Below are 13,599 nucleotides of genomic sequence, written 5' to 3'. Positions count from 1 at the left end.
AGCCATTTTCCGACATGCGTTCGTCTTTTGCGATATAAATAGGCAAATCCACTATATTCACAACGTGAATACTGCCATTTCATCATGATTTCTTTGCGCGACGTCGATCTGAACCTGCTTGTCGTCTTTCATGCCGTGCTCACGCATCGGAGCATTTCGCAGGCCGCCCGCGAACTCGGCCTGTCGCAGCCAGCCGTCAGCAACGGACTTGCGCGCCTTCGCCACACGTTCGACGACGAACTCTTCACCCGAACTGGCAACGGCATGCAACCCACGCCGTTTGCCGAGGCGCTGGCCGAGCCTGTGTCGGCAGCGCTGGCCGGAATCTCGCGTGCGATCAATCACCGAGAGGCCTTCGACCCCGCGACGAGTCAACGCGAATTCACGCTGGCGATGACCGACGTCGGCGAGGTGTACTTCATGCCCACATTGATTGATCTCTGCACACAGTTAGCTCCCGGGGTACGGTTGAGCACCGTGCGTACCGCGCTACCTGATCTGAAGGAAGCCATGGCGGCCGGACGGATTGATCTCGCGGTGGGGGCGTTCGACGACCTGACCGGCCCCTTCTTCCAGCGGCGGCTGTTTCGCCAGCAGTACGTGAGCATGTTCCGCATCGGCCACGCGTTAGACCGGCCGGACGCGGGTCTGGCGGAGTTTCAGGCGGCGCGCCATCTCTTCGTCACCACCGGCGACAATCCCTATGCGCGCGTCAACCAGTTGCTGGCGCAAGCGGGTTTTGGCGCCGATGCCAACTTCTGGGTGCCCCACTTCATCGCCGTGCCCTATGTCGTGAGCACCAACGATCTCGTGGTTACCGTTCCCCAGAAATTCGCCGAGCGTGCCGCCGCGCCTTTCGGGCTTCACTTCGTCAAGCCGCCCGTGCGCCTGCCGGCGTTGCAGACCAATGTGTTCTGGCATCGCCGCTACCATCAGGACGCCGGCAATCAGTGGCTTCGTCAGCTCATCTCAGAGCATTTTGTCGAGTAGTGGGAAGCGTGGGCCGACAAGCCGACCATCAGGCTATCAGGCTATCCGGCATCATCGACAATCGCGTGCCCTTGTGCGCGCAACCAGTCGTTCCACGCAGTTTCCAGCACTTCGAACGAGGCGCCGATCTGCCCGGCCGATGCTTGCGGCGCGAGGTGTTCCAGCTGCGCCGCGTGGGCTGCCAGCGAAGCCAGCCCGAAGGACATGAATCCGCCCCGGAGCCGGTGCGCGGAGTGACGCAACGCGTCGCGCGACAAATTGGCCAGCGCCTTCCGGCAGTCTTCGATGTCCTGATCGCTGATGCGAACGAACGCATCGAGCATGTCCATCAACGGCACGCCCGAATCCTTCGGAAAAGCGGCAGGGACCACCTCGATGGGCGTTTGCGCGGTCGTAAGCACGGATGAATCGACAATCGCAGGCAGCGGCTCGATCTCGCCACGCAGCGACGGGTAGCGGGCACGCACGAGATCGATCACGCGCAGCAGCGAGCCCGAGTCGACAGGCTTGTAGACCACGGCATCGAACGGGGATTTCGGGTCGCGATCGATGCGCAACGTCACGTCGGCCGTCGCAACGATGACCGGCACCTGCGGCGCACGCGCCTTGATTTCCGTGGCCAGCGCGTGGCCTGAAATATGCGGCATGTTGGCGTCGGTGATCACGAGCATGTGTGACTCGCTATCGAACGCATCGAGGGCTTCGCGCGGGTCGTTGTAACAATCGACCATCGCACCCAGCCCTTCCAGTTGCCGCGAGAGCAGCATGCCGCTGATCGGATGGTCGTCCGACACCAGCACATACCACCCCGCTAACGGACGCGCCCCCGGCTGCGCACTGGTGCTGCGCGGCAGATCGGCCGAGGCGGCCAGCCCCGGTTCCGGCGAGATGCCGAGCGCTTCCCAGAGGCCGGCCTGATGCAGCAGCGCGACATCGCGTGGCCAAGCGCTGGCTTTGTTCGCCGGACTGTCGTGCGGGGTCGGCCGCAGCAGATAGACTTCCGCGCCGGCCATGCCGCGCACGGGCCATTCGTCGGCAAACATCAGCAAACCGGCGTCGCGGGCGCGGCCGTCACCGGTCGACCACGCTACCGCGTCGTCATAACGCGCGGGCGTGTGGCCGGCAAAGCGGATCAGCGCTTCGAGATACGCGTGCCGGCGCGCGAGCCCGCTCACGTAGGCAAACGTCGTGCCGGTTTCCGCCACGACCGGCGCCTCGGTATTTGGCGCCCATGGCAAATGCAGCGTGAAGTGCATTGTGGTGCCACGGCCTTCCACGCTATCGACCTGCAATGTGCCGCCGAGCATCGCGACGAACTGGAACGAAATTGCCAGCCCCAGCCCCGTGCCGTGCTGCATGCCGGGTTCGTTGGTGCTCTTGCCGAACGGCCGGAACAGATCCGGCAGGTCGCTCGCAGCAATACCTGCGCCGCTGTCACTGACCGAAAACGCCACATCACACCCCTGCGCGTCGGCTCGTGTCACCTCTGCGCTGAACGCGACATGGCCTTGCGACGTGAACTTGATCGCGTTGCCGACGAGATTCGTGATGACCTGCCCGAGGCGCAGTGCATCGGTATGTACGGCGCGCGCAAGTTGCGGATCGATCATCCAGTCGAGCGTCAGGCCCTGCAAACGGGCCCGGCCGGTGAACGACAGCCCGACCGCCTCAAGCTCCTTCAACAGCGAGAAATCACGCGAGTTCAGTTCGAAGCGCCCCACTTGCATGCGCGAATAGTCGAGCAGATCGTTGATCAGGTCGAGCAGATTGCGCGTGGAACTCTCCATCACGTCGACGTAATAGCGATGCTCGTCGCCAAGCTTCTGCGCGCTGAGCAACTCCAGCGACGCGAGCGTGCCGTACAACGGCGTGCGCATCTCGTGACTGACCGTCGTCAGGAACACATCCTTGGCCTTGTTCGCGTTCTCTGCGGCAAGCCGTGCCTTGCGCTGTTCGAGTTCGAAGCGCCGTTGTTCGGTCACATCGGAGAGTGTGCCGATCAGCACCGATTGTTCGCGAAACACGGTGTCGACAAAACTGACGGCGTAATGGCGCTCGCCAGCATCGTCCGAGACACTCAACAAGCGCCGCACGGGGCGTGACACTACCCCGCTGTGCAGTTGCCGGTACATCCGAGTGAGCTCGCCGTCGCCCAGTTGCCGCAGCAGATCGACAGTGCCGGCGTAGGCCGGATTGCTCATCACCACCGCCGGCTCGAACGGATCGATGATCGCCATGCCCACCGGCGCAGTCTCGATGAGCGTCTGGGTGAACGCATCGCGCTCCAGCAGCGCCGTGGTGCGCTTGCGCGCCGGCTCGATCACGCGCTTGCGGATATAGCGCATCGCGGTGCAAACCCCTGCTGTGTACAACAGCAACAGTAACGTCGCGACAATCAAAAGCGTGGCGTTCCCGAACAACAACTCGGCGGGTGCAACGGCATAGCGCACAAACCAAGGGTTGAACGGGAGATGGCGTTCAAAAACAATGCGTTGTCCGTCAGTGCGAAGCGTCATCTGCGAGCCGCCAAATAGCGGCAGCGTCGCGAGCGTTCTCATATGACGAGGCGTGGGCAGCGGAGTACCGGCACTGGCCACAATGATGCCCTCGACGGAAACGAGCTGGAGCGTTTCGCGCGTCTGATCGAGGTTGCGCATGCGCGGCGGGACAATCAGTTCCGGCGACATGCTTGTGCCTACGTAAAGCACCACGTGCCCTTCGAGGTCTCGGATGGGCACGAAGCTCGATACCGTCTTCACGTGTGTCACCGGGTGTTCGTAGTTATATGTCCAGAACGGACCGTCCTCTTGCCCCAGCGCTCTCGCTTGATACCGCTCGACCTTGTTCATCTCTGCGAGCATCGTCTTCGTGTCGCGCTCCAGATCGGCGGCACCGAACGATTCGCGACCGAGCGAGGGGCGATAGGCGGCGAAAGCGCCATCGGGAGAGATCAGGAACGTCTCGTCCTGCGAGTCGAACGGGCTCCAGAAATCGGCATCGAGCACCATCAACCGTGCCGTCAACCGGGACAGCATCTGTGCACGTTCCGGAGAAATCTCGGCCAGTTTGACGATTTCAAAATCGCCATCCCACGCCACCCCGCCGATGCGTGCCGCCGTACCCGGTTTCAACGCATTGAGCGGTTGCAGCACGCGATCCGCCAGCAGGCGAGTCGTGCCACCGGCGGGTGCAGAACTGGCCTGTACCGTGCGCGACATCGAGCGCGCTTGTTCATTGAAGACTTCGAGATCGCGAATCTCGCGCGAGACCGCCGCGAAGAACGACTCCGTCTTCTGGCCGCCCTGCCAGAGCGCACCGAAGACAGCGTAAGAGATCGCCGCCGCCCAGACGGACAACCCGAACAACAACGCGAGCACGCCCCCAATACGCAGCAGGCGGCCCGCGACGGCGATATCACGCGTCATCGTCTGAATAGGCATGGTCGCGAATGCTCGACGTCGCACGGACTCAAGCGGCAGTGGGCGCGTCGACCTCGCCTTCACGCGTGAGTTGCAACGGACTCGACGCGTGCAACTGGAACAGTTCCATGTCGTTGCGACAACCCAATTTGCACATGGCCATCCGCTTCTGGTTATTGATCGTCTTGGCCGAGCGTTTGAGCGCTTCGGCGATTTCGGAGACGTTATTGCCGCTCAGGTACATGCGCAGCACCTCCATTTCCTTCGGTGAGAGCGGACGACGCGTCGTCGGCTTGCGGCGCGACTGCTCTTCCAGAATTTGCTCGGCCCGCCCGCCGAGATAGCGCATGCCGCGACGGCAACGCTCCACGCACACCGTGATTTCGCGAAGATCGTCCGACTTCGTCATCACACCCAGCACACCGCAATCGTTCAGCGCGTGAATGATGGCCGGCTGCTCGATCGACGTGAACACGATGATCTTGATGTCCGGATATTTGCGGCGAACCCGCTTGATCATACCCAGCCCATCGCCGAACACACCACCGGGCATGCAGTAGTCGGTGATCAGCACGTCGACGGAATTCGTCTCGAGCGCCTCGAACAACTGCGTCGAGTTGGCGACCGGCGGCAACACGTGAAAACCGGGATCTGGTGCGAGCATCTCACGCAGCGTCGAAGAGACGATCGGGTGATCGTCGGCAATCAGAATTTTTACCATCATGTGCGGAATCCTTTTAAAAGAAGTCAGCCGTGGGCGCGCGCGATCGAGCGCCGCGTGTCTACGCGTCATGGCTTCCCAAAAGAGGAATGTGTGACGAAGCGGCACACAAAAAGATGACAGAAGCGTCACCGCGATGCAGTTGACGAAGGTCAGGTGCGGTGGCCGGTGCCGGCGCGTCCGTCCGGCGATCCTTCTGCTCCCCCGCTATCCTGCTATCCCGCAGTTGCCGCCGCAGGGGCCGGTGTTGCCGACGTGCCATCGACCGTCGTCCACGACGAGCACGTCTTGTATCCCGTGAGTCGCATCTCACCGTTGCCGATCACCGGCTTGATGCAGTACCGGATACGCACGCCACGCAGACCGGCGGAGGGCATCATGTCTCGCGCCCGGCCGACAACGCGAATACGTGTCGGTCCGGCCGCGGCTTCCCACAGATGCACACTGTCGGTCTCAGGCCAGTCCGCCATCCAGCGGTAGGTGCCGCTGACCACGCGCCCCACCTGCGGCGTGCCCGTCATGCCAACCGCTGCTGCGACCGGGCGCATGCGCGCTGTCACTTCGCGCGGCGCCGTCTCGGCGCGCGACAGCGTCGCGCCTTCGAGCGTGTCATGGTCGGCATAGGCCTGACTGACGCCTGGCGGTTGATGCTCGCTACACCCTGTCAGCAGTACAAACAACAACGTTCCGGCCAGCCCTGTCAGCGTGCGCCGAATCGGCACGTTGAATTCGCGGCGTTCCGGTGTGAGCGCAAAGCCAATCCGTTGCGTCGTTGTCATTAATTCAATCCCCCGTCGTACCGTCGGCAAGTGGCTCACCGTTTGCCCCCGTCGACGACCGGGAGAAATATAGGATAAGTCCACAATGTTCGGACGTATTAGCATTAGTTATAGGAAACATCCCAAGGCCAAATAGGCGGACAACCCCGCGACGTCCAAATAAAGCCCGCACAGTGCGTCAGACCGTATGCGGCAATGACGCACCCCACGTAGCGCGAGTGCTTACCGGACGCTGTGATTGACAGGCGTGCGCCGTAAAGATTCACTCTGACGCACTACACGAGACAGGATCGCCATTCGCGTACGCTGATGAAGCGTCGCTTCCGGGCAACGAAAAGTCACTCGAAAAGCGTTGCGAATTTCGAGGGATCCATAAGCAACGATATCGCGGCACTCAGGTGTGACGACTTGTGCCGATGAGAGGGATGCCGACGCTGACGCGAGCGCGCACACGGCCGAGAACGACTGCCTCGCGAACAGGCCGCAAGATCAGCCGCAACAGTCAACGGCAACTGTCAGCCGCAACTGTCAGCCACCAAAGGCCTTGAAGAACATACCGGCAGCGACGAGGGCCATCAGCACCGAGAAGAGTTGTTGCAGCCGGGCGGCGGCGAGACGGGGGGCAAGCAAGCGGCCGATCACCATGCCGGCGACAGCGCCCGCCACGAACAACCAGCCTTGCGTGCCCGGGTGCATGCCGTGCCACCATGCATTCGCGACCGTTCCCGCAGAGATCAGTGCGATGACGAACAGCGACGTCGCGACGATGCCGTGGACCGTGATATCGGAAAAGCGGCGCAATGCCGGAACAATCACGAAGCCGCCGCCCACCCCGAGCAGTCCGGAAGCGAACCCCGAGACCGCCCCGATGGCGCCCAGCGTGCTGGCGACGCGGCGGGTCCAGTGAAGGCGCCCTGTTGCCGGATCGAGCCGGCACGGCGGCGGCAGGACCACACTGCCCGCGACGCCGCCTTTACCTTGCGATGCGCGATACATGCGGCTGGCCACGATCAGCATGGCGAATGCAAAGAGCCCGACGAGCCAGTGTTCGGGCAGCCGATGCGCAACCCAAGACCCTAGTGGGGCGACACATACGCCGATACCGGCCATCAGCAGCGCGGCCCGGTATCTCACAAGACCGGCGCGCAGCCCTTGAGCGCTGCCGACGGCGGCACTGGCGCCAACCGCCAGCAACGCCACGGGGCCTGCCTGAGGCACGCCCCATCCGAGGCCGAAGACGAGTGCCGGGACGGCAAAGATGCCGCCGCCTGCGCCGGTCAAACCGAGCACGAGTCCTACGGCGGCGCCAAGGATGGCGGCCGTTGGTGACGAACTCATTGAGGCGAGCAGCATGGGGTGGATTCCGGCGTCGGCGATCTGGATCGAATCCAAATCACTATTGGTCATATGCTTATGACCAATGATTATATAGAAGCCGTCGAGTCACGGAAAGTGTGGCGATGCACAGCGGCCCGCAGCGGGAATCGCGCGAATACGGGGTGCGGGGGGTGCGGGGGGTGCGGGGGGTGCGGGGGGTGCGGGGGGTGCGGGGGGTGCGGGGGGTGCGGGGGGTGCGGGGGGTGCGGGGGGTGCGGGGGGTGCGGGGGGGAGGTGCGAGGGGTTAGGCGGGAGGTACGAATGGCGGTGGTGAGGAGTGACCGGAGCCCCTCTCCGAGGCGAGTTGAACACTGTCTGAGCAGCGGAGAGGGGCTTCGGTCGGTCCTGGGGGGAGGTGTTGGGGGTGTTGAGAAACGGAGTCAGGCGATGCGAAATACGGAAAGAAAATCAGGCGGCTGAAGCGCCCAGCGCTGCCGAAGCAGACCAACGGGGGGCTGAAGTCCACTGAGCGGCCAACGCGCGAATACGAGAATCGGGGGCTTCGCTAAGGAACTCAGCGGCTTTGACGAGAAATGCGGGTGTCGCCGTCTCCGGCACGTGGACAAGCCAAGAGAGTGCCTGATCGAAAGCGCCCTGCCCGATCAGCAGACGCGCGACGTTGAACTGTCCGCGAAAATCACCGCCTTCGGCGGCCTTCCGGTACCAGTCGAACGCGCACGCGATATCGCGTGGCACTTCCCAACCGTCTTCGTGAAAACCACCTAAAAGATTCTGCGACTTCGCGTGCCCCATCGCGGCGGCCTTCTGAAGCCACGCAAGCGCAGCCCCGCGATCTTGCGGACCGCCACGCCCGAGACTCAGCAGCGTCGCGAGGTTATACATGCCCCACGGCTCATCGCGGCGGGCCGACTGGCGATACCAATACAGCGCCACTTCATCGCTGGCCGGTACGCCCCAACCGTTCTCGTAGCAGCGCCCGACCATGTTCGCGGCCATGCCGTGCCCGGCGTGCGCCGCGCGCTTGAATCCTTCGAGCGCGGCCGCCGCATCACGCGTCACGCCGCGACCATCGAGCAGCCACTGTGCATAGACCACCTGCGCATCGACGTGCCCTGCCTGTGCGGCCGCCGCCAGCCATGCGGCCGCCGTTTCCGGCGGCCCCGCAAGGATGTCGCGAACCTGCGCAGGCGTGAGCGACGCAATCTGCGCCGGTTCAATACGCATCATCAATAGCGCGCCGTGAGCGAGACAATCGCGCTGCGGCCCGGCGCCATCGACGCATAGTGCGCCGGATAGGCCTGATCGAAGTAACGGCGATTGAACAGGTTCTGCACGTTGAGCTGTGCCGACAGATGCTTGTTCACGCGCCACGACGCCATCGCGTCAAAACGCCAGTACGCCGGAATCTCGCGCAAGTTTGCCGGATCGCCAAACACGCTCGACGTGTAGAACGCGCCGCCACCGACCGTCACCGACGGAATGATGTCGTACGTCGTCCACAGGCTGAAGCTGTTACGCGGCGTGTTCGGGAACTGGTTGCCGTTGTTCGAGATGGCCGTGCCCGTGCCGTTGTCCGTCAGTTCGCTCTTCATGTACGTGTAGCCGCCGAAGACCTGCCACTTGTCCGTCAGCTTGCCGGCGAAGCCCAGCTCAAGGCCCTTCACGTTCTTGCCGCCCACCATGGCATACGTGTTGTCGGCCATCGTCACGCGCGCATTGCTCGTCTCGATGTAGAACAGCGCCGCCGTCAGCAGCAGACGCTCGTTCAGCACGTTCCACTTCGTACCGATTTCATACGAGCGGTTCTTCTCCGGGGCGAGGTCCGCCGCGTTCGGGCCAACGCCACCACGGCCCGGTGTCAGACCTTGCGTCTCGCTGCCTTCGCCCAGCAACGCGCCGGCCGGCGTCGACGACGTAGCGTACGAGGCATACACGCTTGCGTAAGGCAGCGGCTTGTACACCACACCGGCCTGCCAGTTGAACAGCGTGTCGTCACGCGACACCGACTTGCCGCCGTTGGCGCGCGTATCGGTGAAATCCGTCGAATAACGGTCCACGCGGGCACCGAGGTTGATCTGCCATTCCTTCGACAGATCGATCGTGTCGAAACCGTAAATTGCGGCCGTCAACGTGCGCTGGAATGCCGGATCGTCATTCAGGCGAATGCTGCCGGTCCACGGATCGTACGGATTCGGGTTGTAGAGGCTCGTGCAGTTGTAGCCCGACGCAGCGCCGACGCCGCGAAGGCACGCATTGCCCGCGCCCGAACCGCTGCCTGCGGCCACCGTATAGGCGTCCTTACGGCTCGATTCGCGCGAGAACTCAGCCCCCACGTTGAAGCTGTGCTTGAACTGCCCCGTGTGGCCTTCGCCAAACAGTTCCGTCTGATTCGCAATGCTCCACACGTTGCTGTCACGCGTGTTCGCGCGGCGCCAGACCTTGCCGTTGGCCACGTTGCCCTGGCTGTCGTCCGGCTGCGTCCAGATGTAGCTCTGCGACGACTTCGTGTAGCGCGTCATGTTGCGCAGCGTGAGTGTCGGGGTGATGTCGTGCTCGATCTTGATCGTGCCGATGTCCGACGACGTGCGGCGGAAATCGCGGTCGTCGAGCCCGTAGAAGTTGTTCGGGTTGACCGAAGCCGGCCCCGTGCGACGCCCCGGTGCGTAGTTGTACGGAATGCCCGAATCCGGCAGGCCGTCCGATTGCATGTGGTAGTAGCTCGCGACGATGCGCGTGGGCGTACCCAGCCCGAAGGCCACCGACGGCGCGATACCCCAGCGCGAGTCGTAAATGGCATCGCGACCGGCCACACCGGCGTCGTGACCCATCAGGTTCATGCGGAACGCCGCGTGATCGCCGATCTGCCAGTTGCCGTCAGCCGTCATGCGCTTGTACTTGGCGTTGCCCAGGCCCACCGTGCCTTCCGCAAAGTTGCCCAGCTTGGCTTCCTTGCTGACGATGTTGACGCTGCCGCCCGCACCGCCGCGACCGCCGTAGGCGCCGCTCGCGCCCTTCACGACTTCCACCGACTCGGTGTTGAACATTTCGTGCGTCGTGGCACCCACATCGCGCATGCCGTCGACGAACAGGCTGCCTTGCGTGTCGTAGCCGCGCAGGAACGGACGATCGCCGAGCGGGTTACCGCCCTCGCCCGCACCGAACGTGATGCCGGGCACCGTGCGCAGGGCTTCCGTGAGGGTGCTCGAGCCCGTGCTTTGCAGCAGGGTTTCCGGGATGACCGTGACCGAACGCGGCGTATCGACGATCGGCGCCGTGAATTTCTGCGACGACGAGTAATCGACCTTGAAATTGTCGCGATTACCCGTGACGTTGGCGCTCGGGAGTTGCACGTCAGTCGACGTGCTCTTGGCGTCGGCGTCTGCGGCCATGGCGCCTTGCGCACTCAAAATTCCCACCAATGCTGCGCTCAACTGCGAGCGACGCAGCGTCATCGGTCCCACTTGCATCTTGGATTCCCCCCTGGAGATCGCTGGTTGTCTGCGATCCGTCTCCCAGTCTTGCTTTGTCGTTGTTCTGTACTTGCCAGGTGCCTGAAACGCGGACGACATTGCGTCACCCTCGCCTGATCCACTGCCCACTACCAATTACAGCCATCGAATCAATGCAATACCGACCACGAATCGCATTTCGTAAATACGAATTATTCCTATTTTTAACACCAGTTGCAAATGATTTGTAATATTTCCTGTAATACCCGTTACAACTGTTGCAAGAGGAACAAATGCATGCAGAAGCCGTGGACACGCCGGCGATCAGGCGATATAGGCCCGCGAGCGGGGCCGGAGTAAGGTCTGCGGGGGAAGGACGTGCAAAGCGGCGGAAGGAAAACGAAGCGGGCCGCTGGAACATCAGCGGCCCGAGGTCAGTCAGGTCCGTCCGGTCAACCTTTCGGCAGCGGCTCGGTGAGCAATGTGCCGGCCGGCGGGACAGTGGCGCCCTCGCCTGTTACGGTGGCCGCCGCCGACTCGGCGTCGAGTTCGGCCAGAATGTCGCCGGTGTGCTCACCGGGTGCGGGCGGCTCACGATGCGTCACCGGCCCATGGCCATTCATGCGGACCGGCGAAACGATCGTGTGGGTGGTCTCGCCGCTGGGCAGCACCATCGGCCGAACCCAGCCCATATGCGCAACTTGCGGATCGGCGAGCACCCGCGAATACGTGCTGATGGGCGTGCACGGCACACCGACAGCGCTCAGACGGGCGAGCCAGACGGCACGATCGTCGTGCATGAAGACCGGCTCCAGCACGTCGCGCAACACGGCCTGATGACGGGCCCGCTCCCGTGCGTTGGCAAATCGCGAGTCGTCGAGCAGATCCACGCGATGCACCAGCGCACAAATGGCCCGCCAATGTGCCTGACCGTCGAGATCCATGCCGAAGTACCCGTCTTTTGCACGGAACGTCGGCCAAGGTGCTGCTGGGCCGCCAAAACGGGCGTCGTCCGCCGTTCGCGGAATTCCGCCAACCGCCTCCGGTTCACTCGCGGCGTTCGCCGCTTCTTCACCCGCCCGCAACGCAGCAATGGCGAGCGTGGCGCCGAGCATCGGCACGTCGATATGCACCCCGCGCCCATGCTGTTGCGCGGCCACCAGCGCCGCCGACACGGAAAACGCGGCATACAGCCCCGCCGCCAGATCCGCGACAGGTAAATCGCGCGGTGCCTGACGCCCCGGCGTGGCACCCAACATGCCGCGCAACGCATCGATGGCGGGCACGCCGGGATGACCGGCCGAGCGCGGGCCATCCTGCCCGAATGCGGAAATGGAAACGTAGACCAGATGCGGCTGTACGACTGACAGCGCTTCATAGCCAAGCCCGGCGCGCACGAGCGTACCGGCAGGCAGGCATTCGATGACCACCTGCGCCCCACGCACCAGCGTATGAGCAAGGCTGCGGCCTTCGAGCGTGCCGAGATCGAGCGCTACGGAACGTTTGTTGCGGCGTAATCCCGTCTGCGCGGCAGCACCGAGCGGACCGTGTTGGCCTTGGCTTTCGTTGGTAATGTCGTCGACCGGATCGTCGACCATGATGACGTCTGCGCCCATGTCGGCCAGCAGCATGCCGCAATAAGCGCCCGCCGCGCCCCGACAGAACTCAATGACGCGGATCCCCGTGAGTGGTGCGTTCAATGTCTGACCCCTATTTGCCTGGTGTTTGTTGTAGTTCTCAACCTTGGCAACCGTCTGACGCGGTGTTGACGCATTCTAGTGCAATTACTCGACGCCGGTCACTGCGGAAAAAAGGGGGTGCTACCGCCCCGTTGCCACCGGGCAACAGGGCAAGGCGCGCCGGGTGGCAACGACATTCGTATGACACGGAAGGCTGCCCCGGCGTGCACGTTACAACCAACCCGCCTTGCGGAATTTCAAGAACAGCAGCAGATCGATGATGATCATCACGCCGACGCAGACCGGATAGCCGTACTGAAACTTCAACTCGGGGATATCGGCGAAGTTCATGCCGTAGATGCCCGCAATCATCGTCGGCACCGCGAACAGTGCGGCGAACGAGCCAAGCCGCTTGGTCGTCTCGTTCTCGGTGAGCGAGATCATGCCGAGATTCACCGAGAGCGCGGTGGTCACCATTTCGCGCAGCATGTCGATGTTCTTGGTGATGCGCTGCAAATGGTCGTATACATCGCGGAAATACTCCTGCATGCCGCCACAGAGCTTCGGGGCCATCGCGCCGAACAACTTGCTAACCGCCTCCATAAGCGGCACGCATGCGTGTTGCAGTGTGATGAGTCGCCGCTTGAGCTGATACAGATCCTCGATGATTTCGCGCCCCTTGGCTGGCTCGTTGCGCGTGAAAATCTGCTCCTCGATGGCTTCGAGTTGCGCTTCGAGATCGTCGAATACCGGGAAGTAGCTGTCGACAATGGCGTCCATGAGCGCGTAGAGCACGAAGATCGCGCCTTGCTTGAGCAAGTGCGGCTCCTTCTCTGCGCGCGCTCGCACAGCCCCTAACCCCTGCGTCGCGTTCGAGCGCACCGAGAGCACGTAGTTGTGCCCGGCGAAGATGGCGACCTCGCCGATGGAGAAGTCGCCGTCGGCGTCTTTGTTGAGCACGTGAAGCACGGCAAAGAGCGAGTCGCCGTACTGTTCGATCTTCGGGCGCTGATGACCATGCTGCGCGTCTTCGACCGCGAGATCGTGCAGGCCGAACTCGTGCTGCATCTGCGCGAGTTCTCCGGGCCCCGGGTCTTTGAGTGCCACCCAGACGAAGCAGTGCGGACGTTCGAGATAGTCCGAAATTTCATCGGGGTGCAGGTCGGCGATCTTGCGGCCATCCTCATAGGCCACGCAGTTCACTAGCATTCGAATCCTTGGTCG

The 13,599-nt window shown here is 63.0% G+C and carries 9 protein-coding genes; 1 reads left to right on the top strand and 8 read right to left on the bottom strand.

Going from position 1 to position 13,599, the window contains the following annotated elements; genetic code table 11:
* Positions 1-84 precede the first annotated feature (84 nt).
* The gene (locus tag AT302_RS10525) at positions 85-990 is read left to right on the top strand and encodes a LysR family transcriptional regulator (RefSeq protein ID WP_058378401.1); all 906 of its coding nucleotides are present in this window, start codon (positions 85-87) and stop codon (positions 988-990) included.
* A gap of 41 nt (positions 991-1,031) precedes the next feature.
* Here AT302_RS10525 and AT302_RS10520 read toward each other — a convergent pair whose 3' ends face one another.
* From AT302_RS10520 to corA, 8 genes are all read right to left on the bottom strand, one after another.
* Positions 1,032-4,430: an ATP-binding protein gene (locus tag AT302_RS10520; protein ID WP_058378400.1), complete on the bottom strand. Its 3,399-nt coding sequence runs from the start codon at positions 4,428-4,430 to the stop codon at positions 1,032-1,034.
* Between the two features lie 28 nt (positions 4,431-4,458).
* On the bottom strand, positions 4,459-5,133 hold the full coding sequence (locus AT302_RS10515; RefSeq protein WP_058378399.1) for a response regulator transcription factor: 675 nt from the start codon (positions 5,131-5,133) through the stop codon (positions 4,459-4,461).
* 212 nt (positions 5,134-5,345) lie between these two features.
* Positions 5,346-5,909 (bottom strand): hypothetical protein, encoded by a 564-nt coding sequence (locus AT302_RS10510; protein ID WP_058378398.1) that lies wholly within the window; start codon positions 5,907-5,909, stop codon positions 5,346-5,348.
* 528 nt (positions 5,910-6,437) lie between these two features.
* Entirely contained in the window at positions 6,438-7,262 is an 825-nt protein-coding gene (locus AT302_RS10505) for a sulfite exporter TauE/SafE family protein (RefSeq protein ID WP_237172113.1), read from the bottom strand.
* 432 nt (positions 7,263-7,694) lie between these two features.
* Positions 7,695-8,474, bottom strand: coding sequence for a tetratricopeptide repeat protein (locus AT302_RS10500; protein ID WP_058378397.1), 780 nt, complete (start codon positions 8,472-8,474; stop codon positions 7,695-7,697).
* A complete protein-coding gene (locus AT302_RS10495) occupies positions 8,474-10,714 on the bottom strand; it encodes a TonB-dependent receptor (RefSeq protein ID WP_058378396.1) in 2,241 nt (746 codons plus the stop codon). The genes AT302_RS10500 and AT302_RS10495 overlap by 1 nt, the downstream gene beginning before the upstream one ends.
* A 434-nt stretch (positions 10,715-11,148) precedes the next feature.
* Entirely contained in the window at positions 11,149-12,396 is a 1,248-nt protein-coding gene (locus AT302_RS10490; protein ID WP_084656149.1) for a CaiB/BaiF CoA transferase family protein, read from the bottom strand.
* A gap of 210 nt (positions 12,397-12,606) precedes the next feature.
* Positions 12,607-13,584 carry a magnesium/cobalt transporter CorA gene (gene corA / locus AT302_RS10485; RefSeq protein WP_058378394.1) on the bottom strand — a complete coding sequence of 326 codons (978 nt, stop codon included), beginning with the start codon at positions 13,582-13,584 and terminating at the stop codon, positions 12,607-12,609.
* Positions 13,585-13,599: the final 15 nt, after the last annotated feature.

It is taken from the genome of Pandoraea norimbergensis (assembly GCF_001465545.3).
Lineage (GTDB): Bacteria > Pseudomonadota > Gammaproteobacteria > Burkholderiales > Burkholderiaceae > Pandoraea > Pandoraea norimbergensis.
This window is presented reverse-complemented; position numbering and strand designations above follow the sequence as displayed.

Excerpts from the sequence above, each read along its gene's own strand:
- AT302_RS10520 (WP_058378400.1), bottom strand. The coding sequence starts at position 4,430 with ATGCCTATTCAGACGATGACGCGTGATATCGCCGTCGCGGGCCGCCTG.
- AT302_RS10515 (WP_058378399.1), bottom strand. The coding sequence starts at position 5,133 with ATGATGGTAAAAATTCTGATTGCCGACGATCACCCGATCGTCTCTTCG.
- AT302_RS10525 (WP_058378401.1), top strand. The coding sequence starts at position 85 with ATGATTTCTTTGCGCGACGTCGATCTGAACCTGCTTGTCGTCTTTCAT.
- AT302_RS10510 (WP_058378398.1), bottom strand. The coding sequence starts at position 5,909 with ATGACAACGACGCAACGGATTGGCTTTGCGCTCACACCGGAACGCCGC.
- AT302_RS10505 (WP_237172113.1), bottom strand. The coding sequence starts at position 7,262 with ATGCTGCTCGCCTCAATGAGTTCGTCACCAACGGCCGCCATCCTTGGC.
- corA (WP_058378394.1), bottom strand. The coding sequence starts at position 13,584 with ATGCTAGTGAACTGCGTGGCCTATGAGGATGGCCGCAAGATCGCCGAC.
- AT302_RS10500 (WP_058378397.1), bottom strand. The coding sequence starts at position 8,474 with ATGATGCGTATTGAACCGGCGCAGATTGCGTCGCTCACGCCTGCGCAG.
- AT302_RS10495 (WP_058378396.1), bottom strand. The coding sequence starts at position 10,714 with ATGCAAGTGGGACCGATGACGCTGCGTCGCTCGCAGTTGAGCGCAGCA.